A 21,284-nucleotide genomic window follows, 5' to 3' on the forward strand; every position below is an offset into this window, starting at 1 on the left:
ACTCTCAGTTGTTCACACAAGCTTTGCCTTGACCTTCTCGTAGAACCCATCCCTGCTGGCCTTCACGAACCGCGCCGGCCTCTCAGCTCTTCGCATTATTATCTCATCACCATGCGTCACTGTCGCCATCGTCTGGCCGTCGACGACGACCAGCGCCTCCTTTCCCGGGAGCTTCAGATCGACCTCTATCAGACTGTCCCCGCGGATCACCCAGGGTCGGGCTGATAGCTTGAATGGCGCCACGGGCACCAGAACTATCGCATCCAGGTGCGGGTCCACAATGGGACCACCGGCTGACATCGCATATGCTGTGGAGCCCGTGGATGTCGCGAATATCATCCCGTCTGCGCGAAGCCTCTCGAGCGGCGATCCGTTGACCTTTATCTCGAAATCGAGCATCTTCGCGGGACTTGAGGTTATTAGCGCGACCTCGTTCGTCGCGGGCGGGAGCCTCTCCCCCCGCAGTAGGGTCTCCAGCCGGGTCCTCTCATCTACCTCGAATCCGAGAAGCAGATGCTCTATGGTCCTGACCGCATCCTTGGGCTCGACATCAACAAGAAACCCCACAGTGCCCATGTTTATCCCGAGAATCGGCCTCGGGTCCTCCATCTTGTGTATCGTCCTGAGGATGGTACCGTCACCGCCTATCGAAACTATGAAATCAACATCCATTTCCCCGACAGGTGTGCCCTTCAATCCGAGATGCTCCGCGAGCTCCGGGTCGACAGAAATCTCAGCCCTGTCCCTGAAATGGTCTATGAGGGATCCTGCAAGTCTTATCGATTCAGAATCGTTCCGGGAGACAAAACCTATTCTAATCGGCACCACCCTCTATGAGCTTAAGTATCTCTCTGTGCATGAGACCATTTGAAGCTATCAGGTCGGTCCTCTCCCACATATTCCTGCTTAGATGGAGCTTCTCTCCGCGAGAGTCTGTGACCGTGCCCCCCGCCTCCTCCACCATGAGAATTCCAGCGATCACATCGACGACCCTGAGAGCGCCGCGCAGGTCGATGAAGGCATCCAGCCTGCCATCTGCCACGTAGCAGAGCTCAAGCGAGGCCGCCCCCAGGTTTCTCATCCTTCTCACGACATCTCCAATGCCCACGATTCTCGACGTCCTCGGCCGCATCGTGTAAGCTGAGATGCTGAAGTCCCTGAGGCTTGCTGTTCCTGAGACCTTTATCAGATCCACAGATGAATCCTCACGGTACGCCCCCCCACCAGGCTCTGCGTAGTACCTCGTTCCCCTGACAAGGTCGCGCACGTATGCGAGATGCGTTGTGCCATCGCTTATGAATATAGAAACTGCGTAAAATGGAATGCCGTGTATCGCGTTGAAGGTGCCATCGAGCGGATCCAGATGGATGAAGTAAGCTGGATTCTCTCCGATCACGCTCTCCCCCATCTCCTCGCTAAGTACCCTGAATCCGCTGCCGTAATCCCTGAGAGGCGCGAGCGCTGCCTCCTCCGCGACCTGATCTATCGCCTTCGTGGGAGTCCCGTCAGCTCCGATCTTTATGTGAGACCCGGCGCCCGATGTCCCGGCGATGCTGCTCACTGCCGATGCGATGTTCGCGGACATCGAGTCGCAGAGCGACTTCAGTCTGCTGCCAGCTGCTGATAGGCTCATGAGAATGCGTCTCCACTATGTGTTTTGTGCGTCCTGATTTTGCCGTCCCACGAAGGTAGCGATGTATGCATATAAATACAGTACCACCAATTACCTGCACTGCTATCACAAGGGCATTGGCTAGCGCTACCCTCAGGCACGGGTATTGAGCTGGCGATGTGTAGGGCCTGCAGCACACTTTATGGGAGTTCGCATCATGAAACGCATAGGTATAGCTGATACCACATTTGCCAGGTATGACATGGCCAGGGCCGCGATTCGCGAGATAAAGAAGCATGCATCCGTGGAGATAGTCAGGTACACCGTGCCGGGTGTGAAGGATCTCCCCGTGGCTGCGAAGCGGCTCATAGAAGAGCAGAAGTGCGATATCGTAATCGCTCTGGGGATGCCGGGCGCTGCGCCGATAGACAAGGTCTGCGCCCATGAGGCATCGACCGGTCTGATAATGGCGCAGCTCATGACGAACAGGCACATCATAGAGGTATTCGTCCACGAGGACGAGGCCGAGGACGAGCGCGCTCTGGCCAGGCTCGCGGAGCGGAGGGCGGCGGAGCACGCCCTGAACGCGATCAGGCTCCTCCTCAGACCCGAGGAGCTGACCAGGATGGCGGGCACAGGCCAGAGGCAGGGATTTGAGGATGCTGGCCCGCTAGAAGGAGACGGCGGAGGAACGCACTGAGAGCATCGAGCGGGTTGAGGTCACGCGGCTCTTGTCGGTGACTCTCTCCAAGCCTCAGTGGATGCAGCCCCGCCGAGCGCCCCTCATCTCCTCATCCGGATCCGGACGGATTCCGCGTGCGCCCTCAGCCCCTCAGACTCAGCCATCTTTATTATGACATCAGCGAGCGATTCAAGCCCCTCAGCTGTCATGCTCTGTATGGATATCTTCTTGGTGAACGCATCTATGTTCAAACCGGAGAAGATCTTTGCATAACCGGCTGTTGGAAGCACATGGTTCGTCCCAGTTGCGTAATCTCCAGCAGCGACTGGCGTGTAGTGCCCGAGGAAGACCGATCCCGCGTTTCTGACCATGTTCAGAGCATCCATCGGATCCCTGACCATAAGCTCCAGATGCTCCGGCGCGAAGGCATTCGAGAACGCCATTGCATCGTCCATGCCCTCGGCCAGCAGGAGAGCGCATCGCTCCAGGCTCGCCTGGACTATATCCCTCCTCTCTGCCTTCTCCATCTGAGATGAGATCTCCGTCTCAACCGCTCTCATCAATGGCTCGCTGGTTGTGACCAAGACCGCTATAGATGATGGGTCGTGCTCGGCCTGAGCGATCATGTCCGCTGCTATGAACTCAGGATCAGCAGATGAATCCGCTATGATCAGAACCTCTGAAGGGCCGGCCGGGAAATCTATCTCGACGCTCCCCCTCACGAGCATTTTCGCTGCGGTGACGTACACGTTCCCTGGCCCGACTATCTTCTCAACCCGCTCGATGCTCTCGGTGCCGAGAGCCATGGCCGCTATCGCCTGCGCGCCTCCGAGCTTGTATATCTCATCCGCGCCGGCGATATCCGCGGCTGCAAGCGTTAGCGGTGCGATTCTGCCAGAACTGTCCGGAGGTGTGCATACGACCACCCTCTCAACGCCCGCGACCTTTGCGGGAATAACGCACATCAGAGCAGAGCTGGGATACGCTGCCCTTCCGCCAGGGACATAGGCGCCGACGCTCTCCAGCGGCACGACCTTCTGCCCTGCGACGACCCCGGGCGCGACCTGGTAGAGCCAGAGGTCCTTCGTCCGCTCCTCATCGTGGAATGCGTAGATGTTCTGGGCCGCGAGCTCCAGGGCACTGAGAATGCTCTCATCCAGAGCATCGTAGGCTTCCTCGATCTCATCCTCTGAAACCCTGAAACTCTCTAGGCGCACTCCATCGAACTGCTCCGTGTATCTTCTGAGCGCATCATCGCCATTCTCTGCGACATCCATCACTATGTCGTTGACCCTCTGCAGGACGTCCTGTATTCCAATCTCCCGCGACAGAAGAACCTTCAGGTCCTCTGAACTCAGCTCATTCAGCTTCTTCACGATCATTTTAAAAGCTCCTCATTTTTTGGATCTGCCCCTCTGAAGCCGGTATATCTCGCTGATCCTCTCCAGCGTCTCAGCCTCAGATGGTGATTTATCATCCCTCACGGCTATCAGCCTCGGAAAACGCAGGGCGTATCCCGATGAGTAATTGGGGCTCCTCTGGATCTCCTCATAGCCGACCTCGAAGACGATCTGCGGATGGACCACCACCTCCATCCCGTCCTCCTTGATTATCAGCTCCCTGAAGAGCTCGGTGAGCTCCGCGAGCATCTCATCCGTGATCCCTGTTGCGACCCAGCCTACGTCCTTCAGCTCTCCGGTATCAGAGTCGATGCATGCGAGCCTGTATGAGCCGAGAAGGTTCGCCCTCTTTCCCTCCCCCCACCTAGCCCCGATCACAACGAGATCGAGGGATTCGAGAAGCGGCTTGATCTTGAGCCAGTTCTTGCCCCTCTTGCCTGGAGAGTACGGAGATGAGGGGTTCTTGAGCATCACGCCCTCATGCCCGGCCGCAAGCGCCTCTCTGTAGATCTCCTCCACCCTCGGGACATCGCTCGTCACGACCTGCTCAGCTATGATCTCAGGATCAGCAACGCTGACAAGAACCCCACGCCTCTCGGCCAGAGGCTTATCGAGAAGGCTCGCCCCGTCCAAGTACATTATGTCGAAGAGGTGCAGGCTCAGTGGTATTGTCTTCGCCGTCCTTGCGACTCCGTACTTCCTGCGGAACCTTTTCAGAATCTCCTGGAACGGAAGCGGCCTACCGTCCTCGCCGGTTGCAACAGCCTCCCCATCCAGGATTGCTGTTTTCGCCCTGACATGAGCTCTCACGATCTCGCGTATCTCAGGCAGGGACGATGTGACATCCTCCAGCCTCCTGGAGAATATCCTGACGTTTGTGCCATCCTTGTGTATCTGGACCCTGGCGCCATCGAACTTCCACTCCACCGCTGTCGCGCCCTCTGCAAGCGACGCCTCGATGCTCTCACCGATCTGCGCGAGCATCATCTTGATCGGGCGGTTTATGCTTATCCCCAGCTCGTTCAGCCTTCCGAGCTTCGTGTGCTCTGCGACAAGCCCCAGATCATTCGTCAGGTTGTAAGCCCTCTCCACATCCTCTTTTGAGACCCCAAATGCCTTTGCTATCGCATCTCTCACCAGACCCTCGCCGACGCCAATCCTCATGTCCTCCATCGCGAGCCTGGCTATGTACTTCGCCTCCAGCGGCGATGCCTCGCTGAAGAGGTACTGGAGATTCTTCACCCTGATGTCCTGGCTGCCCCTGCCGGAGGCCTTTGCTATCGATAGAAACCTCTGATAGACATCTTTTACATCCAGACCATCGCTTCCGGAGAATGCTGCGAGCGTGAGCGGCTTTCTCCTCTCAACAGCTCTGTACGCGACGAGCCCGGGATCTCCGGTGGCCCGGAGAAGCTCTTTTATCGCTTCGGGGCTCAGGCCCGTGGCCTTGCAGATGGATTCGTAGAGGAGGCTCGGGCCGACGCCTAGCTCTGTTCCAGGTATGACGACGCCCATGACGAAGCCTGCCACGATTCTGAGATCATCCGGTTCCAGATCTGAGAGAAATTCGGCCAGTATATCCGTCTTCTCCAGGGAGCCTGATGTCTGTGATATCCGCTCGCAGAGCTCTGCGAATCTCGCGAAGCCGGTCATCAGAATATCGCATCCACCCGCTTTGTCCTGTAGATGCTCACTATATCGCTCAGTATCGCGGCAGCTGTCTCAACACCCCCGGCCCCGAGACCCGTGACCGTTATCGTCCCTGAGAGGTCTGTGTAGATTGCAGCTGCGTTTAGCGTTGAGCCGACCGCGAGGGGGCTTCTGATCGGAACGAGCATCGGCCTGACTGTAAGTGCAGGCACCTCGCCAATCAGCTTTATGACATAGCCATGCTTCTTCGCAAGCGCCAGGGCCTCAGGTGTGATCTCTGTTATGCCCCTCACCTGGACATCGTTGTACTTCACGTTCATGTTGAATATAGCGTTCGCCAGTATGACTATCTTTGCAGCAGTATCGACGCCCTCTATATCGTATGTCGGGTCTGCCTCAGCATATCCCAGCTCCTGAGCCTCAGCGAGAGCCCTGCTGAACGGATACTGCTCATCGGCCATCCTTGTGAGTATGTAGTTGCATGTGCCGTTGAATATGCCGCGTATCCCCAAGATGGTATTCCCGACGAGCGTTCTCTCTATGAGGTTGATCAGGGGCATTGTTCCGCCGACTGTCGCCTCGAACTTCAGCATGACTCCGTTATCATCGGCCAGACGCTTCAGCTTATTGTATGCAACAACAAGCGGCCCTTTGTTTGAGGTGACCACATGCTTTCCATTGGCTAGAGCCTCTTCCATGTGGCCCAGGCCAGGCTGCCCGTGGACTATGTTTGTCGGCGTGACCTCCACTACCAGCTCTGAGTTCACGGATCGTATGGTCTCCTTGGCGCTCATCTCCGAGTTCGCAATATCCTGAAGGGTTCGATTGCCGAGAACCTTCTCCCCTGATATCCCATCCTCCTCAACCAGCGTGCCTGTGTGATCGGTGATGCTCACGATCTTGAGATCAAGCCCCAGCTCCCTGAGCATCTTGCGCTTCCTGCTGATGACATCGACTACTCCGTGGCCGACGACCCCGTAGCCGACCAGCGATATCCTGACCTCTCTCATAGACCGTCCTCCACAGGCTCTATCACAAGGAGCTTCTTCTGAGCGCCAACATCACGCAGAATCTTCAGGGCCTTCTGCATCTCCTCCTTCCCTGTGGCCCTGATCTTCATGTACGCAGATGATGGCTCATCAACGCCCGGCATGGATAGGGAGAGGTCCATGACCTCTGCATACCCTGTCGAGTCGATCCTGCTCACGGTATCGCCGAGATCGCTGTCCAGAACATGGCCAACAAGTATCACCGAGACCTCCTCTATGAAGCGCTCCTCTCCCGCGCGCACAACGACGATCCCGCTCTTCTCCAGGTCTCTTTTGACACCCTCCAGCTTCGACCTGTCCATCTCAACGATGAGCCTCACAGGGACCGTGCCCCTGGGTGTTTTCCTGTCCCTGTGGTGTACGACGCTGATTATGTTCCCTCTTGCATCCCTTATGGGCTGCAGTGCTAAGAGCAGTTGCCCCGGCACGTCCTGCAGCTCCAACTCCATCGAAAGTCGCATACAATTCCCCTAACTCGCTCTCTTCTCCAAATGCTTTTAAGACATAAAGTTTGTCGTGCATGTGGGAGGATGTAACGGAATGATCCGCCATTCATGTATCACGATCTTGTGTGCAATCATCATGGCTTCGCTCCCTGCCGCAGCGGTGACAGTATGCGGAGAGGGATGTGATTTCTCGAGCGTGCAGAATGCGATAAATGCTGCGAATGCTGGAGACACAATCGAGGTCCACAGCGGGATATACTTCGAGCATGTGTATGTATCAAAGAGCCTGACGCTGATCGGTGTGGATACTGGCGGAGGAATGCCTGTAATAGATGCTGAGGGCATCGGCAGCGCCATAACGATAAGCGCGGATAATGTGACACTGAAAGGGTTCAGGGTCACTAACTCTGGAGGATGCGGATGCGGCAATGCCGGCATAAATGTGCTCTCGAACAACAACACGATCACAGACAACGTAGCGCAGGGCAACAAGTACGGAATCCACTGCACTGGAAGCAGGAACACATTCATGAGAAATGATATTCACGACAACGATATCAGCATGTACGATGAGGGCAAGGACAACTTCTGGGACACGAAAGATGACAACTGATTGACCAGAGCAGTCTGCATTTGTTGAATGATTTGCAATGTAGATATAAAAGCATCTTCTGACCCCTGCCCCAGCGCCAGTGGGTCGGAAGATGCCGATGCAGCGCCCAATGGCTATTGCTCAAGTATCCTGTGCAGATGGAACTGATGCGGCCCGAGCTTACCTCCGAAGTTCCCAGCGGATATCCTGATCACGCCGGGAACCTTGCAGGCAGCCCTGATCCCGACGCGCATCGCCTCCTCGATCGCCTCCCTGCTTAGCCCGTTGATCACGATCTCATATCCTGCGGCCACGTTCTCAGGAAGTGCGCAGACCCCCTGCTCCTTCAGGCTGGGACAGAAAGCCACATTCGTCGATGCCTTCAGGAACTTGTACCTGCTCCCCACCTTGGAACCGCTCGCGACCACGCCTCCCGGGAAGGGGGTTATCGTTCCTCTGAGCTTTGCTATAGCGTCGACCGCAGCCTCAGCGGCCATGAGCGCAGCTGGCTGGTTCTGCCCGAGAATGTAGAAGTTGCCGCCGGCTATTCCATCCACTGCCCCGATCGTCTCCTCCACGAGGAAATCCCCCTCCATGATGGGGATCTTGCAGAACTTCCTGTTGCAGTACTCGATCTCGCACTGGTATCCGTCTCCGAAGTAACCCAGCTTCTTTCCGGTGTCGAACTGCTTCTCCGCCTCAGGCAAACCGTTGAACACAGCTGTTGTGGGAGCTGTTAGGACGCACTGGCCTATGCGCGCCAGGAGCGATGCCTCCAGGCTCTTCCAGCTCATGTTGCATATCTGTATGTATACTCCCGGTCTCCCATCGGGCGTCTCTGTGGTTGGAACAATACATTCGATCCCTGCCTCAGCGGGGCACATTATCACCGAGGTCCCGAAGCCAGTGGCCTCTCGCGCCGCCTCAAGCGCCCAGCGCTCACTGATCGCGGTTATCAGCACCCTGCCTATCTTTATCGGGAACGCCTCCGCGAAAGTGTCATCTATCTCCACACCATTAATCTCCATTCGCATCACCTTGGATTGTACACAGCAAGCTCAAATCCATCTCCTCTCCTGAACGCTGCCGCAGAGCAGACCGGGCGCTCGAATGGAAGGCCGAAGAGAGATCTCGCTATGCTCGAGGCGCTCGATCCCTCCATGGACATCGGCTCGAACCCGGTCTTCTCATACGTCGCCACCATCCATGCATCTCCATCCTGGAGCTCGAAATCCCTGACGCGGATCTCATCATGTGCCGCAATCCCCAGCACCGCGCGCCGCCCTGAGACAAAGCCGGCGATTCTCGGCGTCCGGAGCTCGTCTCTCTCGTAACCGTATGCCACTAGGCTCAGGGCCACTGCGTCCAGAGGTCTTGATCCGTCCTCGATCCGGTCGAATATCATGTCAGTGTGGTCGCCGTTCGATACGACCGCGAAGTCATTCGATGCCCTTATGCATGGATATGTTATGTAGGGATTCTTCAGGAGATCAGACGGATCCAGAGGATGCACAAATATCGAGGATCCGGATGCTGTTGCCCTGCGGTTCGGGAAGGATCTGGACGAGACCCTGTAGCCCACCCAGACCCCATCGCCGGAGATTCCGACCGCGACTATTCTCCCGACGTACACGCGACATCTCCCTCATACAGAAGTCCGAACTTCCGGGCGTTCTCATCAGCCATCTGCTGGAGAACCCGGATCATCTCCTCCCCGCCCTTCATGCGGAAGAGGTGCCTGTACCTTCCCTGCGCCTTGAGGTAATCCTCAACAGGCCTCTTGACGTGGATCTTCTTGACGCCAGCAAGCTCTCCGTTGACGTACTCGTAGAGAGGCCAGAGGCAAGTCTCGACCGCAAGCCGCGCTATCTCCACAGTGGTTCCGGCCTCGAACGACCAGCCTGTGATGCATGGGGCGTTGACCTGTATGTATGCAGGTCCGGGTATCGATATGGCCCTCTTCACCTTCTGCCTGAGGTCCACAGGGTACGCGACAGAGGCTGTTGCGACATAAGGCACCCTGTGTGCGACTGCTATGGCGGGCATGTCCTTCTTCGGCCTCGGATTTCCGAAGCTGACCTTTCCTGATGGGGTGGTAGTCGTTGATGTGCATGGGGGTGTCGAGCTGCTCCTCTGCACACCTGTGTTCATGTAAGCCTCGTTATCGTAACACACATACTTCACATTGTGCCCGCGGTCGAACATGCCTGAGATGCAGCCCATGCCTATATCAAGGGTGCTGCCATCTCCGGCTATGACGAAGACGTTATGGTCTTTCCCGAAGTGCTTGAGGGCAGCCTCTATGCCTGAGGCGACTGCAGCTGCATTCTCGAAGAGCGAGTGGATCCACGGAACCCTCCAGGCGCTCTCAGGATACGGTGTTGTCGTCACCTCGCTGCATCCTGTGGGCGTTGCAACTATCGTGTTGGGTCCAGCGGCGTCCAGTACCAAATTGATCACAGTTGGCATCGAGCATCCTGCGCATGCTCTGTGCCCGGGTGCAAGTAGCTTCTCCATAAAGATCCTCCTAGAGCAGATCCTCTCTCAGGTTGAGAAACTCAATCTCCGCCTCAATTCCCCTGTCACGCGCTGCGATCGCCTTATCGACGACCCTTCGGATGTCTCTGACCGTTATATCCCTGCCCCCGAGGCCTGCGGGGAACCCTATCACTGGGATCCTCGTCGGGGTGTTGTAAAGAGCAGCCTTCAGGTCGGTGAGAAGCGCGCCCTCGTTTCCGACCGTGACATCCTTCTCAATAACAGCGACGACATCCGCGTCCTTCAGCGCCTTTCTCAGAGCCTCTGTCGGGAAGGGCCTGTAGCTTCTGATCTTCACCAGACCCACCTTCATACCCTCGCTGCGCATCTCATCTATGCAGTCCTTTATCGTTCCGATGACAGATCCCATCGTTACAATAATAACCTCAGCATCATCCGCCCGGTAGGTGTCTATCAGCCCGCCATACCACCGGCCGAACTGCTCTGCGAACTCCCTTGCGACGGTCTCTATCTTCTTAAGAGCACGTCTGTGGGCGTCCCACTGCATGTATCTGAGCTCTGTGAAGTATGATGGATCTGCGAACGCTCCGAACGTCTTCGGGTTCTCCGGATCCAGAATGTTCTTTGGCCTGTACGGCGGCAGGAACCTCTCCACCTCCTCCACGCTCAGGAGCTCCACAGGCTCATAGACATGGGTGAGTATGAACCCGTCCATGCATACCATCACAGGCGTCAGGATCTCAGGATCCTCTGCGATCTTGTACGCCTGTGGTATCGCATCAGCTGCCTCCTGCACATCCTCAGCGTACAGCTGGATCCATCCTGAGTCCCGGGCGCCTACGCTGTCCTGCTGGTCGTTCCATATGTTCAGAGGCGCGCTGAGCGCCCTGTTCGCCACGGTCATCACTATCGGCAGCCTCATACCGGAGGCGTTGTAAAGCACCTCCCACATGAGGGCAAGCCCCTGGCTTGTGGTCGATGAGTAGCATCTTGCTCCTGCGGCGCTCGACCCCACGAGTGATGACATCGCCGAGAACTCAGAATCAACCGTGAGAAACTCAGAGTCGAGCTCGCCGTCTGCAACGAACTGCGAGATGTGCTCGACTATATGGGTCTGAGGTGTTATTGGGTATGCGGATATGACATCAGGAGAGCAGCACTTCACGGCATGTGCAACTGCATATGAGCCCTCAACGACCCTCATCCGGGCCATTCTCTCCCTCAGGCTCATCTCTTCTTTAACGATCATCTTCATTTCTCCTCCAGGACCATCTCTATCGCCTTTCTGGGGCACTCGTGAGCGCAGACCCCGCATCCCTTGCAGTAATCCAGATCCGGAACGAACAACCCGTCGATCTGATGGATACAACCCTCAGGGCAGTATATCTCGCAGAGGCTGCACTTGATGCACCTCTTGTGATTCACAACCGGAACGAATGTTCGCCAGCCACCTGTCTTGTTAACAACAGTGCTGCCTGGCTCTGTCAGAGCTGCAACTGTGATCTTCATCTGGCAACCCTCTCATAGGCTGTCCTTATGGCTTGAATGTTCTTCTCACCCAGGCTGCCCGGGAATCTGGTTAGAATCGACTTCTCCAGGCTCTCCAGTTTCACCTCTCCAGTCGCCCCGCAGAATGCGCCTAGCATTGTTGTGTTGACTATCGGCCTCCCGAGAGTCTCAAGGGCGATCCGAGTCGCGTCTATCGCCACCACATCAGCCTCTGTGTTCAGTTTGATCGCAGAGGCATCTTTATCAGTATTTATTATTATCTTTCCGTCCGGCTTCAATCCACCAGCCACATTGACGACATCGAGCAGTGTGACATCCTGCACTATGACGTAATCCGGCTCGTACACCTGGCTTCTCATGCGTATCGGCTTATCATCGATCCTGGCAAAAGCCAGCACAGGGGCGCCTCTGCGCTCCACCCCGAAGGCGGGAAACGCCTGGGAAAACCTTCCGTCCTCGAAGGCTGCGATGGCGATCATCTCCGCAGCGGTGACCGCCCCCTGCCCTCCTCGCCCGTGGAACCTTATCTCCTTCACCTGCAGACCTCCTCTCAAGCCGAGAGGCATCAACCAGATATAGCATTTTCGCGCAGAAAGGATCTGAAGAAAGAATGGTGTCTCAGAGGACAAATAATGACAAATAATTTATGAAAATTAAAATTTTAAATTGTGGATCAACGTGGTTTACCTGTCCGATTTTGGTTCTCCCACGATCTGAAGCACAAGCCTTCTGCGTCTGGGTCTGTTGTCCATATCGATGAAGACAATCTGCTGCCATCTGCCGAGGAGTAGAGAGCCGTTCGCCACAGGCACTGTGAGGCTCGGGCCAAGGAGCGATGCGCGGATGTGGGAGTGGCCGTTGCCATCCCCCCATCTGGCGTTGTGCTCGTACTCCTCATCCTCAGGAGCGATCCTCTCGAGCGCTCTGCGCATATCTGCCACCAGGCCGGGCTCATGCTCAATCGTCGTGACAGCGCCCGTGGCGCCCGGGACGAAGACAACCAGAATGCCATCGGCCAATCCGCTGCTCCTGACGGCACTGACGACCATCGGGGTGATGTCCACCACATCAGCATCGCCCTTTGTATCGAACTCGATGTATCTTGTTTCGATCATAATGATCCGCAATAACGAACAATGCAAGCGGTTTTGGTGCACCAGCAGGATGTTCTGGTCGGTGTTACTCCATCGCTGGCATACTCCAGCCAGAAAACGCTCATGACGCGGGGCCACTCATCTGGATGAGTCTGCATCCATGCAATTTTTTTGGGCACGCCTCTGCTGTTGCATGCGGGGTTTTCGTACCAGTTCATCAGGAGCAGAGCGCAGCACTCAGCTCCTTTATCCGCTCCTCTATAACCTCTACGATCGTGCTGTTCTCCATGTACTCCAGGCTGCCCTGGCAGAACGGGCATATGAAGTTGTTCTCGGTTGCCTCCTCGAAAACAAACCGAGCGCAACCGTTCACGCATGCATAGAAAACATGGTCCTTCTCGTAGCGCAGCCTGGCGTTGAGCTTGTTTATGAGCTTCCTGACCTCTGCCTCAAGCGCGCTGTCCAGGGCCTCAGGGCATATCTTCCAGAGATACGTCAGCCATCCGCTGTCCGGGTCTCTCTTTCTCCTGTATACAGCAAGTCTGTGCTCGTAGAGCAGATAGAGAGATCTTCTCACTGTGTTGAGGCTGATCCCTGTGATCTCGGCGATGTGCTCATCAGTCACCTCTTCTCCCTCGGGCATAGCCTCTACGATTTTTAGCCCCTCCTCGCCAACGATCTTTAGCAGATACGCCCTGTGGATGGGATTCTCCACTGCTACCACTGGACCACCACTTGCAGTCTATCTGAATTATAAAACAAACAGCTTATTATATGCTCCTGATTACTTATAAAGCTTCGCAGACTCTGTCGGAATATATTTTATGTTCTGGAGCAGACCGGTGAGCCTTTGAGCATCCGGATCGTCTGCGAGTACCAGGAGATCAGCGCATCTGAAAGAGGAGCACAATCTCAGTGGACGCTGATTACTGAAATCGGTGAAGTGATCCGCAATCTGCCTCCTGACAAAATCTTTTTATCGTATCATCGCTGCTACGAGATCTCCTGTTAAGCCTGGAGGAGAATGTCAACAGAAGAGAGCAGCCCCATCATGGATGCGCTGAGAGGTATAGTCGGACCCAGGGTCTCAAACTCGCCGGCCGAGCTCTGCTGCTACTCCTGCGATGCATCTCAGGTATATGGCCTCCCGGAGTACGTCGTCCGACCCCTGACGACAGAGGAGGTGTCCAGGATCCTCAGGCTTGCATACGAGCACGAAATCCCACTTACCGCCAGAGGTGCAGGCACAGGCCTGGCGGGAGGCGCAGTGCCCCTCAGGGGCGGCATAGTTCTCGACATGTCCGGCATGAATAAAATCCTGGAGATAGATGTGGAGAACCTGCAGGTCCAGGTGGAGCCAGGGGTTGTTGTTGAGCAGCTCAACAGAGCTCTGAGGCCACACGGCTTCTTCTTTCCGCCCAACCCGGGGAGCTCCAGCGTCTGCACGATAGGCGGACTGATATCGAACAACGGAAGCGGCATGAGGTGCGTCAAGTACGGCACCACGAAGAGCTATGTTCTTGATCTTGAGGTCGTGCTGGCCGACGGCACGGTTATCCGAACAGGCTCTAAAGTGCTGAAGTCATCCGCCGGTTATGATCTGACGCGGCTCATGGTCGGGGCAGAGGGCACGCTTGGAGTCATAACTGCTGCGAGAATCAGGATCGTGCCCCTGCCGAAAAGACGGCGTCTGGTCATGGCATCCTTCGAGAGCTCTGAGCTCGCCGGCATGGCTGTTGTGAAGACATTTTCCGCTGGCATAGTCCCGTCAGCATGCGAGATACTGGACAGCACGACTGTAAGGGTCCTCAGGCGATGCGATCCAAAAATAGCGCTTCCTGACGGTGATATCATACTCTTCGAGGTCGATGGAACTGATCTCTCGACATCCGAGGATGCGAGAAGAATATCTGAGGTCTGTGCAGGCCTGGCGCAGAACATCAGAATCGCATCCGATGAGAGGGAGATGTCAGAGATCTGGGCTGCCAGGGAGCTGGTCGGCGCTGCGATCTCCAGGCTCGATCCATCTAAGAGTCGGATCTATGTCGGAGAGGACGTGGGGGTTCCGATGAAGGAGATTCCCACTCTGATGAGAAAGGTCCAGGAGATATCGGACAGCACCGGCATCCCGGCGATGAAGTACGGTCATATCGGTGATGGCAACCTGCACGTCGCATGGTTCATAGATGTGAGAAGTGAAGAGGAATGGAACAGGCTCAGGAGAGCTGCGGACATGATACACAGGGCTGCCATAGAGCTCGGCGGGACGGTCAGCTCGGAGCATGGCATTGGCGGGGCGAGAGCTGAATACATGGAGATGCAGTGGGGGCCAGCTTTGGAGATAATGCGCGCGATCAAGCGGGCGCTGGATCCGAAGGGGATACTCAACCCGGGCAAGCTGGGTCTGTGAGGGATGTCGATGATCGATATCGACCAGGTCAGGCGATGTGTGAGGTGCGGTGCGTGCAGGGCGGTCTGTCCCAGCTTCGAGGTTCTGGGATGGGAGTCCTTCAACACCCGCGGAAGGATGCTACTGATCGGGAAAATCCTGGACGGCGCAGATGGCTCATGGGCGCTCGATAGCCTCGGGACTTGCACCACATGCTCTCTCTGCTCGCAGATGTGTCCTGCTGGAGTCGCCCCCTCCAGGGTCGTGGAGGATGCGAGAAGGGCGCTCGCATCCAGGAAGATCGCGGGAGCATGGCAGATCGAGCTGCGTGACAGGATCTCATCCACGGGGAACAGTCTGGGTGAGGTGGGGCGGAGGCAGGGGTGGCTGAGCATCCTTGGAGCAGATGCATCCTCTGCTACGAAAGAAAGGGCGGACCAGGTTTACTTTGCAGGATGCATGGCCTCCTACAGATATCCAGAGACCGCAGCGAGGACGTTCGGGATTCTGAGAAGGTTCGGCGTGTCGCTCCTCCCATCGGAGAGGTGCTGCGGCTCTCCGCTTCTCAGAACCGGCCTGGATGCGTCAGAATGCATGGAAGAGAACCTGCGCCAGATAAACGAGATGGACGTGGATGTTGTGGTAACTGGATGTGCCGGCTGCTACACGACGCTCAAAAACGATTACGGTCTGAAGGTCATGAGCGTGGCGGACTTCCTGGCTTCGCGTGTATCTGAGCTGGAGATCAGGCCTCTGGATTTTGCAGTTACCTACCACGATCCGTGCCATCTCGGCCGCGTGAACGGCATCTTCGACCAGCCCAGGAAGGTCATAAAGGAGATATGCGAGCTGGAGGAGATGAGGAACAGCAGGGAGCTCGCGAGATGCTGCGGAGGAGGAGGGGGCGTCAGGGCAGGATACAAGGATCTCTCGCGTGAGATAGCAAGAAGGCGTCTCGATGATGTCCCACCAGAGGCGAAATACATAGTGACAGCATGCCCGATGTGCGTCAGGAACCTGAACGAGGCAGGAGGCCACGGCAGGGTCATCGATCTCGTAGATCTAGTGGCGATGGCGTGCAGGAGATGAGATGGAGAGCACGGTCTCTCGAAAAGGCTCTTTGAATACTGTGAATGGCACCGACGCCTGAAGGTGGGGGTTGCTGGTTCTGGAGATCCTCCCTGTGGGCACGCGCAAACGCTCCTGTATGATCATCAAATTTGTGGAAATCTTGATCTGTGAAACCTTCGACTTGCTTCGATCTCGTCGAAGCCTTTCGATTCAGTCGAGAGTCCAAAGGGCTTCGACGAAATAGAAACGCAGGAAGCCCCGCTCTTCATGGGAGGAAGTCGCTGCATGAAGCATTAAATTGGCAGAAACGCATGGCAGGACATCTGCTGGCATGTCACAAGAACGATGTCGTGCACAAATCCCCCATCAGACCGAATTCTTTTAATATTGATTACGTTAATCAACGATGGGGGATTGGTTATGGATTTGAAAGCTGTCGCGGTAATGATGCTGATTTCTGTATCTGCTGTAGCACTCGCATCCGCAGCTGACGTTCCCACAATAACAGTTGTTGGAGAGGGCAGTGTGACGGTGCCTGCGGATGTGGTGTACATATCTGTATCGGCATCAAGCGATAATGAGAACGTTTCGAATGCATATGCGGAGAGCTCTGAGAAGCTGAACGATAGTCTCGAGGCGATAAGGAGTGCATGCACTGAGAACTGCGAGATACTGCAGGGATACTCCACAGGGATCCAGAGCACGAAGGTATGCAGGAGAGGCGCATCGAATGAGAGCATCTGCATGAATCAGAGCATTGTGACCGTATCCGCCTCGATACGCCTGGAGAACCCTGATCAGAGGACCATAGAGAGCATCAAGCAAACTGCAGAGAGCACAGGGACGTACGCCGCTGTGACGGGCTATGCGCTGAGCGATGCCACAGCTGCAAAGAACAAGGCGAGGAAGAAGGCTGTTGAGAACGCCAGGGCAACAGCAGAGGCGATGGTCAGCGCAGCGGGCGGACGGCTCGGAAAGATAGTGGACATCACGGAGAGCCCGCTTTACCTCTGGGACATACCGTTCGGCATCTTCGGACCATCAGTAGAGCCGAGCACCACAGAGCCGGGCATGGTTGAGGTGAAGACGACAGTCATGGTCACCTACGAGATCGTGAGCTGAGAAGGCCACTGCTCACTTCGGCTGTCGTGACATGACTGCGTTTGCTGAGGGAATCGGATCCGGAAGTCTCCTATAGCGGCGGGAAGGCTCACTCCCCTCCTGTCGTTCTATTTCTTGAAGATGGCAGCGCTCTGGAAGACCGCTATTCTCATACCATTCTGTTCCGCGGGTGTGACCACACCGGCCACACCTCCATCTCCTCCAGCGCCTCTGAAATCATGATGTCGGTCATGGCGACGACAGGAAACGCAATCCCCGCATTCTCGATCGGGCCGTAGAGGACGAGGCTGGCGCAGAACGATGCTGCGAGGGCTGCTGTGGACGCATCGCATGCGTTTCTTATACCTTTATCTCTGGATCTCAGCCACTCCCATGAGCTCGCAGCATTGTGCATCCCTGAGCATACCGGGAGGCCGAGCTTCGCCTTCGAGACGAGAGCGAACCTCAGCGCGGCTCCAGCCCCGCTCCCAAGAGGCGCCACGCCGGGATCTAGCAGCATGTTGTTGATTCCCGCCTCCCTGGCGATTGCCAGGAGACCCCCCTCACGGCTCAGCAGCTCCATCCTGGACTCGACGCTCGATGCGTTCGGGCTGAAGGCGAGTAGTATCGCCGAGTCGAGATCCGATTCCCTCAGCAAACGCAGCTCTCTCTCGGTTGATGCCAGACCTATGCTGTTGTAGACTGTGCGATCCGCGTATCCGATCTCTGTCACATGTATCGCCATTTCTGCCCTGGTCTCCGGATCGAATGAGTCTATTATCAAGGGTCCATTCCAGATGGGATCGATGAAATCGAGATACCTCTCGAAAGCGCGCCGCGTGCTCGCGAATATATGCAGCACTCCCGGGTTTCCGGTCTCCTCTGAGATCTCAGCCTGCCTGTTTATAAGCTCCTCAGCCCTCTCTCCGTCAAATATTCCCATCTCCTCGTCGGAGACTATGCTGTGGCCGTGATAGAACACGGTCCCGGCCAGGGCTGTGGGAAGCTCACCTGGCTGGCCTCCGATTCGAAGGCCTGCGATGTTGATCACCGACTGATCTCTGGCAAATCTGAACAAGCCACATCACCCGCTCAAGCACCTATCGAGTTAGATGTTGTTTCTACGCAGACACAGCCCATGCATCCACATCCAGATACACATCCGGTCCGAGGCTGACATCGAGATCGCCCGGCTGGGCTCTTGAGCTGCGCGTTTTTTTCACGACCTCAAACGGCGGCTCGGAAAAGGGCTCTGCTATCCCGCTGTAGTGATCAACAGCCCTCTCGATCTCAGCGATGTCCTCAACACCCCTCATATCCACCACTATGATCTGCCTGCGGAACCGCTCTACGGCTTCGCGCTGGAGGTTCTGGATGAACGGTATCGCCCCTGCAGCGCCTATGATTCTGCCGCTCCCATCAATGCCGTTTCTGTGAAGGGAGACTATCGCGTCGCCAGGCAGATGACCCCGTGACTCAGCCCCGCACACGATCAGGTAGCGTATGTTCGGGTTTGAGATCAGATTCGTCACGATCTTTTCCACCCCGAGATTCTCGGTCTTGCATGTTCCGACTATAGCTGCTCCTCTGATGTCCAGGCGGCTTGCGAGCGTGACAACTGCAACACCCCGCCTGCTGTCACCAACCCTGTAATCACCGCGAACCGGCGGCCAGTCATCATGACAGTCATCCATCTGCTCACCCCTGAGAATCATGGAGAGCGCGACGGGACAGTTCCGTGCGCAGCCGCGCCCTCTCCCTGGGCCTTCACTTTCCGCAAACTACATCTATTAATGCACTGGCTCTGAGCGAAGACCGGGGGCCCGCCATCCCACTCTGGAGACCTGTGAAAACAATACGATATAATATCTCCGTCAAAACTTGGGGACACCACAGTCTATATATCTCATGAGATCCACCCTGAATGGCGGTGTCCTATCATCGGGCCATGGATGCTCTGTCTGTGGCGACCAGCGAGGACGGGCTCCTGGCCAAGTGATAGTGCCTATTCGCCGGATCAGCGGATTGGTCAGGCATCAGATGCTTGGCTATGATTCCATCAAACACCGTGAAGTATGTTCCAAGGTGGTGACCAACCATGGCAGAAGATGATGTGGTGTTCGTCGGCAATAAACCAGTGATGAACTATGTACTGGCTGTAGTGACCCAGTTCAACAGCGGTGCAAAGGAAGTCAGGATAATGGCAAGAGGACGTGCGATCTCCAGAGCTGTTGATGTCGCTGAGGTCTCACGCAGCAGGTTCCTGGGCGATGTTGTGGTAAAGGACATAAAGATATCGACCGAGACGTTGAACACGGATAGAGGGGAGACCAACGTCTCTGCGATAGAGATCGTACTTGGAAAGTGATACCTTTACCGGCTCGACGCCCCTTTCGCGCATTGGTGTTATCTCCTCAGGGCGCGGAGAAAATCTCAGGTATATAATAAAGGCCACCAGATCGGGTTACCTGAGGGCAGAGGTGATTATTGTCCTGACCAACCAGCCGGATGCTGGGGCTCTCAGAATAGCCAGAGAGTTTGGCGTTCCGGCTGAGTTCATCGATCCGAGCGGCCTGTCCAGAGAGGAGTATGACAGGCTGCTCATCAGGAGGCTCGATGATGCAGCTGTCGATCTGGTGGTTCTGACAGGCTACATGCGCATCCTGTCGCCTGAGTTTGTGCGACACTACAGGAACAGGATACTGAACATACATCCTGCGCTTCTGCCCTCGTTCAGAGGCGTGGATGCCTTCCAGCAGGCTCTGGACTACGGGGTGAGATGGACCGGAACGACGATACACATCGTCGACGAGAAGGTCGATCATGGGCCCATTGTATACCAGGTGCCAGTTCCGGTGAAACCGGATGACACGCATGAGAGCCTCAAGGCCAGGATCCAGAGGGCAGAGTACAGGGCGTATCCCAGGGCCATCAAGATGTTTCTCGAGGGGAATCCGAGAATAGAGGGACGGAGGGTGGTGTTTGAGAGGCAGGTATCAGATCGAAAGAGCGTTAGATCTTAAGTTGGGGCGCAGGATGCGGCAGTCAGGCCGCTCCAGCACAGAGGGAGGCGACTGATGGACGTCCTGTGGGCGCCTTGGCGCATCGATTACATACTGAGCGAGAAGGGGAAGGGCTGCATCTTCTGCGAGAAGCCCAGAGAGAACAAGGACCGCGAGAACCTGATACTCTACAGGGGAAGGAATCACTTCATAATAATGAACGCTTTTCCGTACAACAACGGCCACATGATGGTTGTTCCTTACCGTCACACTTCGACGCTGTCAGGATGGAGCGGGGATGAGCTTCAGGAGTTCATGGAGCTTGCTGATCTGTGCGTATCCCTGCTCCAGAGAACAATGCGGCCGGATGGCTTCAATTTGGGGATAAACATGGGAGAGGTGGCAGGCGCAGGCATCGCGGAACACATCCACCTTCACATCGTTCCGAGATGGAAGGGCGATACGAACTTCATGCCTGTTCTGGCTGACACAAGGGTGATACCGGAGCACATCAGGGCTACATACGAGAAGCTTCTGCAGAACCTGAAACTTTTGATGCAGGAGAAGTAGGAACAGCTCTGTGTGGGCATGCTTTCGCAATTTGAAAAGTAAAGCCTTTCTAAGTCCGGCCAATTCCGGAAATGCCAGGTCTGAAGGCCGGCCTCATAAATTGTGAGCAGCGCCCCTCGGGCGCGTATCTCACACCCCTAATTTTGAGATTATGCTCTGGGTGATTATCTGCCCCTGCGACTCCTGTGCTGAGGAGCTTCCTGATTCCACTGTCTGGAAGCTGGAGGGAAGCGAGAGGGGCATGTAGGCTGAGCTCCGATCGAGACCGAACTTGTATACGGTCTCCCTCTCAAGCATCATGCTCGTCCAGACTGTCGGGCTGACGTTCTTCGCAGTGAGTGCACCCATTGCGAATGTCGTCTCTCCAAGCTTGACCGGGCTCTCGAACTTGAGCGGGAATGTGTTGAACCATATGCTCATGGTCTTGCTGGCCTCTGTGCTGCCTGTACCCTTCTCGATATAGGTGTTCCAGTAACTCTGAACATCCTGCTGAAAGCTTCCTGTATCCGGACCATTGAGGTAAATCAGCTGGTTTCTGCTGTACTGAGGCTCGGAGATGGCATCCGCAGCTGCCCCCCCAACCAGGCACAGCAGTAATAATAATGCCATACATCTCAT

The 21,284-nt window shown here is 56.0% G+C and carries 25 protein-coding genes; 8 read left to right on the forward strand and 17 right to left on the reverse strand.

Going from position 1 to position 21,284, the window contains the following annotated elements:
• Window positions 1-12: 12 nt before the first annotated feature.
• Together NQU42_RS00445 and NQU42_RS00450 are read right to left on the reverse strand one after the other, a co-directional pair.
• On the reverse strand, window positions 13-825 hold the full coding sequence (locus NQU42_RS00445) for an NAD(+)/NADH kinase (protein WP_296608111.1): 813 nt from the start codon (window positions 823-825) through the stop codon (window positions 13-15).
• Entirely contained in the window at window positions 815-1,633 is an 819-nt protein-coding gene (locus NQU42_RS00450) for a bifunctional fructose-bisphosphatase/inositol-phosphate phosphatase (RefSeq protein ID WP_296608113.1), read from the reverse strand. Before NQU42_RS00450 ends, NQU42_RS00445 begins: the two co-directional genes overlap by 11 nt.
• A 196-nt stretch (window positions 1,634-1,829) precedes the next feature.
• Here NQU42_RS00450 and ribC point away from each other — a divergent pair, with 196 nt between their 5' ends.
• Complete coding sequence (gene ribC, locus NQU42_RS00455) at window positions 1,830-2,312, forward strand: riboflavin synthase (RefSeq protein ID WP_296608114.1); 483 nt, start codon at window positions 1,830-1,832, stop codon at window positions 2,310-2,312.
• 83 nt (window positions 2,313-2,395) lie between these two features.
• Here ribC and hisD read toward each other — a convergent pair whose 3' ends face one another.
• Genes hisD through NQU42_RS00475 form a run of 4 tightly spaced genes read right to left on the reverse strand, consistent with a single transcriptional unit; the run spans window position 2,396 to window position 6,854 of the window.
• Entirely contained in the window at window positions 2,396-3,676 is a 1,281-nt protein-coding gene (gene hisD, locus NQU42_RS00460; RefSeq protein WP_296608116.1) for a histidinol dehydrogenase, read from the reverse strand.
• Window positions 3,677-3,688: 12 nt separating this feature from the next.
• Window positions 3,689-5,347 (reverse strand): ATP-dependent DNA ligase, encoded by a 1,659-nt coding sequence (locus NQU42_RS00465; RefSeq protein ID WP_296608118.1) that lies wholly within the window; start codon window positions 5,345-5,347, stop codon window positions 3,689-3,691.
• A complete protein-coding gene (locus tag NQU42_RS00470; protein ID WP_296608119.1) occupies window positions 5,347-6,354 on the reverse strand; it encodes a homoserine dehydrogenase in 1,008 nt (335 codons plus the stop codon). The genes NQU42_RS00465 and NQU42_RS00470 overlap by 1 nt, the downstream gene beginning before the upstream one ends.
• The gene (locus NQU42_RS00475) at window positions 6,351-6,854 is read right to left on the reverse strand and encodes an amino acid-binding protein (RefSeq protein ID WP_366069922.1); all 504 of its coding nucleotides are present in this window, start codon (window positions 6,852-6,854) and stop codon (window positions 6,351-6,353) included. Before NQU42_RS00475 ends, NQU42_RS00470 begins: the two co-directional genes overlap by 4 nt.
• Before the next feature lie 121 nt (window positions 6,855-6,975).
• Here NQU42_RS00475 and NQU42_RS00480 point away from each other — a divergent pair, with 121 nt between their 5' ends.
• On the forward strand, window positions 6,976-7,452 hold the full coding sequence (locus NQU42_RS00480; RefSeq protein WP_296608122.1) for a NosD domain-containing protein: 477 nt from the start codon (window positions 6,976-6,978) through the stop codon (window positions 7,450-7,452).
• Between the two features lie 113 nt (window positions 7,453-7,565).
• Here NQU42_RS00480 and fhcD read toward each other — a convergent pair whose 3' ends face one another.
• The 8 genes from fhcD to tfe form a co-directional block, all read right to left on the reverse strand.
• Window positions 7,566-8,459: a formylmethanofuran--tetrahydromethanopterin N-formyltransferase gene (fhcD, locus tag NQU42_RS00485; protein WP_296608124.1), complete on the reverse strand. Its 894-nt coding sequence runs from the start codon at window positions 8,457-8,459 to the stop codon at window positions 7,566-7,568.
• 5 nt (window positions 8,460-8,464) lie between these two features.
• Window positions 8,465-9,064 carry an IMP cyclohydrolase gene (locus NQU42_RS00490; RefSeq protein WP_296608125.1) on the reverse strand — a complete coding sequence of 200 codons (600 nt, stop codon included), beginning with the start codon at window positions 9,062-9,064 and terminating at the stop codon, window positions 8,465-8,467.
• Complete coding sequence (locus NQU42_RS00495; protein WP_296608127.1) at window positions 9,046-9,948, reverse strand: thiamine pyrophosphate-dependent enzyme; 903 nt, start codon at window positions 9,946-9,948, stop codon at window positions 9,046-9,048. The genes NQU42_RS00490 and NQU42_RS00495 overlap by 19 nt, the downstream gene beginning before the upstream one ends.
• 10 nt (window positions 9,949-9,958) lie before the next feature.
• On the reverse strand, window positions 9,959-11,185 hold the full coding sequence (gene porA, locus NQU42_RS00500) for a pyruvate synthase subunit PorA (RefSeq protein WP_296608128.1): 1,227 nt from the start codon (window positions 11,183-11,185) through the stop codon (window positions 9,959-9,961).
• On the reverse strand, window positions 11,182-11,439 hold the full coding sequence (locus NQU42_RS00505) for a 4Fe-4S binding protein (protein ID WP_296608130.1): 258 nt from the start codon (window positions 11,437-11,439) through the stop codon (window positions 11,182-11,184). The genes porA and NQU42_RS00505 overlap by 4 nt, the downstream gene beginning before the upstream one ends.
• Complete coding sequence (locus tag NQU42_RS00510) at window positions 11,436-11,975, reverse strand: pyruvate ferredoxin oxidoreductase subunit gamma (RefSeq protein WP_296608131.1); 540 nt, start codon at window positions 11,973-11,975, stop codon at window positions 11,436-11,438. Before NQU42_RS00510 ends, NQU42_RS00505 begins: the two co-directional genes overlap by 4 nt.
• Before the next feature lie 147 nt (window positions 11,976-12,122).
• Complete coding sequence (locus tag NQU42_RS00515) at window positions 12,123-12,554, reverse strand: secondary thiamine-phosphate synthase enzyme YjbQ (protein WP_296608133.1); 432 nt, start codon at window positions 12,552-12,554, stop codon at window positions 12,123-12,125.
• A gap of 196 nt (window positions 12,555-12,750) precedes the next feature.
• Window positions 12,751-13,257, reverse strand: a complete 507-nt coding sequence (gene tfe / locus NQU42_RS00520; protein ID WP_296608134.1) for a transcription factor E — start codon at window positions 13,255-13,257, stop codon at window positions 12,751-12,753.
• 300 nt (window positions 13,258-13,557) lie between these two features.
• Here tfe and NQU42_RS00525 point away from each other — a divergent pair, with 300 nt between their 5' ends.
• The 3 genes from NQU42_RS00525 to NQU42_RS00535 all read left to right on the forward strand — a co-directional run bounded on the left by NQU42_RS00525 (window position 13,558) and on the right by NQU42_RS00535 (window position 17,115).
• The gene (locus tag NQU42_RS00525) at window positions 13,558-14,943 is read left to right on the forward strand and encodes an FAD-binding oxidoreductase (protein WP_296608136.1); all 1,386 of its coding nucleotides are present in this window, start codon (window positions 13,558-13,560) and stop codon (window positions 14,941-14,943) included.
• Between the two features lie 9 nt (window positions 14,944-14,952).
• Window positions 14,953-16,011, forward strand: a complete 1,059-nt coding sequence (locus NQU42_RS00530) for a (Fe-S)-binding protein (RefSeq protein WP_296608138.1) — start codon at window positions 14,953-14,955, stop codon at window positions 16,009-16,011.
• A gap of 402 nt (window positions 16,012-16,413) precedes the next feature.
• Complete coding sequence (locus NQU42_RS00535) at window positions 16,414-17,115, forward strand: SIMPL domain-containing protein (protein ID WP_296608139.1); 702 nt, start codon at window positions 16,414-16,416, stop codon at window positions 17,113-17,115.
• A gap of 148 nt (window positions 17,116-17,263) precedes the next feature.
• Here the strand turns inward: NQU42_RS00535 and mtrH are convergent, their stop codons facing one another.
• Both mtrH and NQU42_RS00545 read right to left on the reverse strand, forming a co-directional pair.
• On the reverse strand, window positions 17,264-18,172 hold the full coding sequence (gene mtrH / locus NQU42_RS00540; RefSeq protein WP_296608141.1) for a tetrahydromethanopterin S-methyltransferase subunit H: 909 nt from the start codon (window positions 18,170-18,172) through the stop codon (window positions 17,264-17,266).
• A 43-nt stretch (window positions 18,173-18,215) separates the two neighbouring features.
• Window positions 18,216-18,788, reverse strand: coding sequence for a tetrahydromethanopterin S-methyltransferase subunit A (locus NQU42_RS00545; protein WP_296608142.1), 573 nt, complete (start codon window positions 18,786-18,788; stop codon window positions 18,216-18,218).
• Window positions 18,789-19,192: 404 nt separating this feature from the next.
• Between NQU42_RS00545 and albA the strand changes: the two genes are divergently transcribed.
• The 3 genes from albA to NQU42_RS00560 are packed head-to-tail and all read left to right on the forward strand — an operon-like array spanning window position 19,193 to window position 20,666.
• Entirely contained in the window at window positions 19,193-19,462 is a 270-nt protein-coding gene (albA, locus tag NQU42_RS00550; RefSeq protein WP_011696800.1) for a DNA-binding protein Alba, read from the forward strand.
• Window positions 19,452-20,117: a phosphoribosylglycinamide formyltransferase gene (gene purN / locus NQU42_RS00555; RefSeq protein ID WP_296608146.1), complete on the forward strand. Its 666-nt coding sequence runs from the start codon at window positions 19,452-19,454 to the stop codon at window positions 20,115-20,117. Before albA ends, purN begins: the two co-directional genes overlap by 11 nt.
• Before the next feature lie 54 nt (window positions 20,118-20,171).
• Window positions 20,172-20,666, forward strand: a complete 495-nt coding sequence (locus NQU42_RS00560) for an HIT domain-containing protein (RefSeq protein ID WP_296608147.1) — start codon at window positions 20,172-20,174, stop codon at window positions 20,664-20,666.
• Between the two features lie 129 nt (window positions 20,667-20,795).
• Here NQU42_RS00560 and NQU42_RS00565 read toward each other — a convergent pair whose 3' ends face one another.
• The gene (locus tag NQU42_RS00565; RefSeq protein WP_296608149.1) at window positions 20,796-21,275 is read right to left on the reverse strand and encodes a hypothetical protein; all 480 of its coding nucleotides are present in this window, start codon (window positions 21,273-21,275) and stop codon (window positions 20,796-20,798) included.
• Window positions 21,276-21,284 lie beyond the last annotated feature (9 nt).

The organism is Methanothrix sp. (assembly GCF_024518575.1).
Taxonomy (GTDB): Archaea; Halobacteriota; Methanosarcinia; order Methanotrichales; family Methanotrichaceae; genus Methanothrix_B.

Coding starts and splice junctions, on each gene's coding strand:
- NQU42_RS00560 (WP_296608147.1), top strand. CDS start 20,172: ATGGACGTCCTGTGGGCGCCTTGGCGCATCGATTACATACTGAGCGAG.
- NQU42_RS00565 (WP_296608149.1), bottom strand. CDS start 21,275: ATGGCATTATTATTACTGCTGTGCCTGGTTGGGGGGGCAGCTGCGGAT.
- NQU42_RS00505 (WP_296608130.1), bottom strand. CDS start 11,439: ATGAAGATCACAGTTGCAGCTCTGACAGAGCCAGGCAGCACTGTTGTT.
- NQU42_RS00480 (WP_296608122.1), top strand. CDS start 6,976: ATGGCTTCGCTCCCTGCCGCAGCGGTGACAGTATGCGGAGAGGGATGT.
- NQU42_RS00450 (WP_296608113.1), bottom strand. CDS start 1,633: ATGAGCCTATCAGCAGCTGGCAGCAGACTGAAGTCGCTCTGCGACTCG.
- NQU42_RS00530 (WP_296608138.1), top strand. CDS start 14,953: ATGATCGATATCGACCAGGTCAGGCGATGTGTGAGGTGCGGTGCGTGC.
- ribC (WP_296608114.1), top strand. CDS start 1,830: ATGAAACGCATAGGTATAGCTGATACCACATTTGCCAGGTATGACATG.
- NQU42_RS00470 (WP_296608119.1), bottom strand. CDS start 6,354: ATGAGAGAGGTCAGGATATCGCTGGTCGGCTACGGGGTCGTCGGCCAC.
- NQU42_RS00475 (WP_366069922.1), bottom strand. CDS start 6,854: ATGCGACTTTCGATGGAGTTGGAGCTGCAGGACGTGCCGGGGCAACTG.
- hisD (WP_296608116.1), bottom strand. CDS start 3,676: ATGATCGTGAAGAAGCTGAATGAGCTGAGTTCAGAGGACCTGAAGGTT.
- fhcD (WP_296608124.1), bottom strand. CDS start 8,459: ATGGAGATTAATGGTGTGGAGATAGATGACACTTTCGCGGAGGCGTTC.
- NQU42_RS00545 (WP_296608142.1), bottom strand. CDS start 18,788: ATGGATGACTGTCATGATGACTGGCCGCCGGTTCGCGGTGATTACAGG.
- NQU42_RS00525 (WP_296608136.1), top strand. CDS start 13,558: ATGTCAACAGAAGAGAGCAGCCCCATCATGGATGCGCTGAGAGGTATA.
- NQU42_RS00465 (WP_296608118.1), bottom strand. CDS start 5,347: ATGACCGGCTTCGCGAGATTCGCAGAGCTCTGCGAGCGGATATCACAG.
- NQU42_RS00515 (WP_296608133.1), bottom strand. CDS start 12,554: ATGATCGAAACAAGATACATCGAGTTCGATACAAAGGGCGATGCTGAT.
- NQU42_RS00535 (WP_296608139.1), top strand. CDS start 16,414: ATGGATTTGAAAGCTGTCGCGGTAATGATGCTGATTTCTGTATCTGCT.
- albA (WP_011696800.1), top strand. CDS start 19,193: ATGGCAGAAGATGATGTGGTGTTCGTCGGCAATAAACCAGTGATGAAC.
- NQU42_RS00495 (WP_296608127.1), bottom strand. CDS start 9,948: ATGGAGAAGCTACTTGCACCCGGGCACAGAGCATGCGCAGGATGCTCG.
- porA (WP_296608128.1), bottom strand. CDS start 11,185: ATGAAGATGATCGTTAAAGAAGAGATGAGCCTGAGGGAGAGAATGGCC.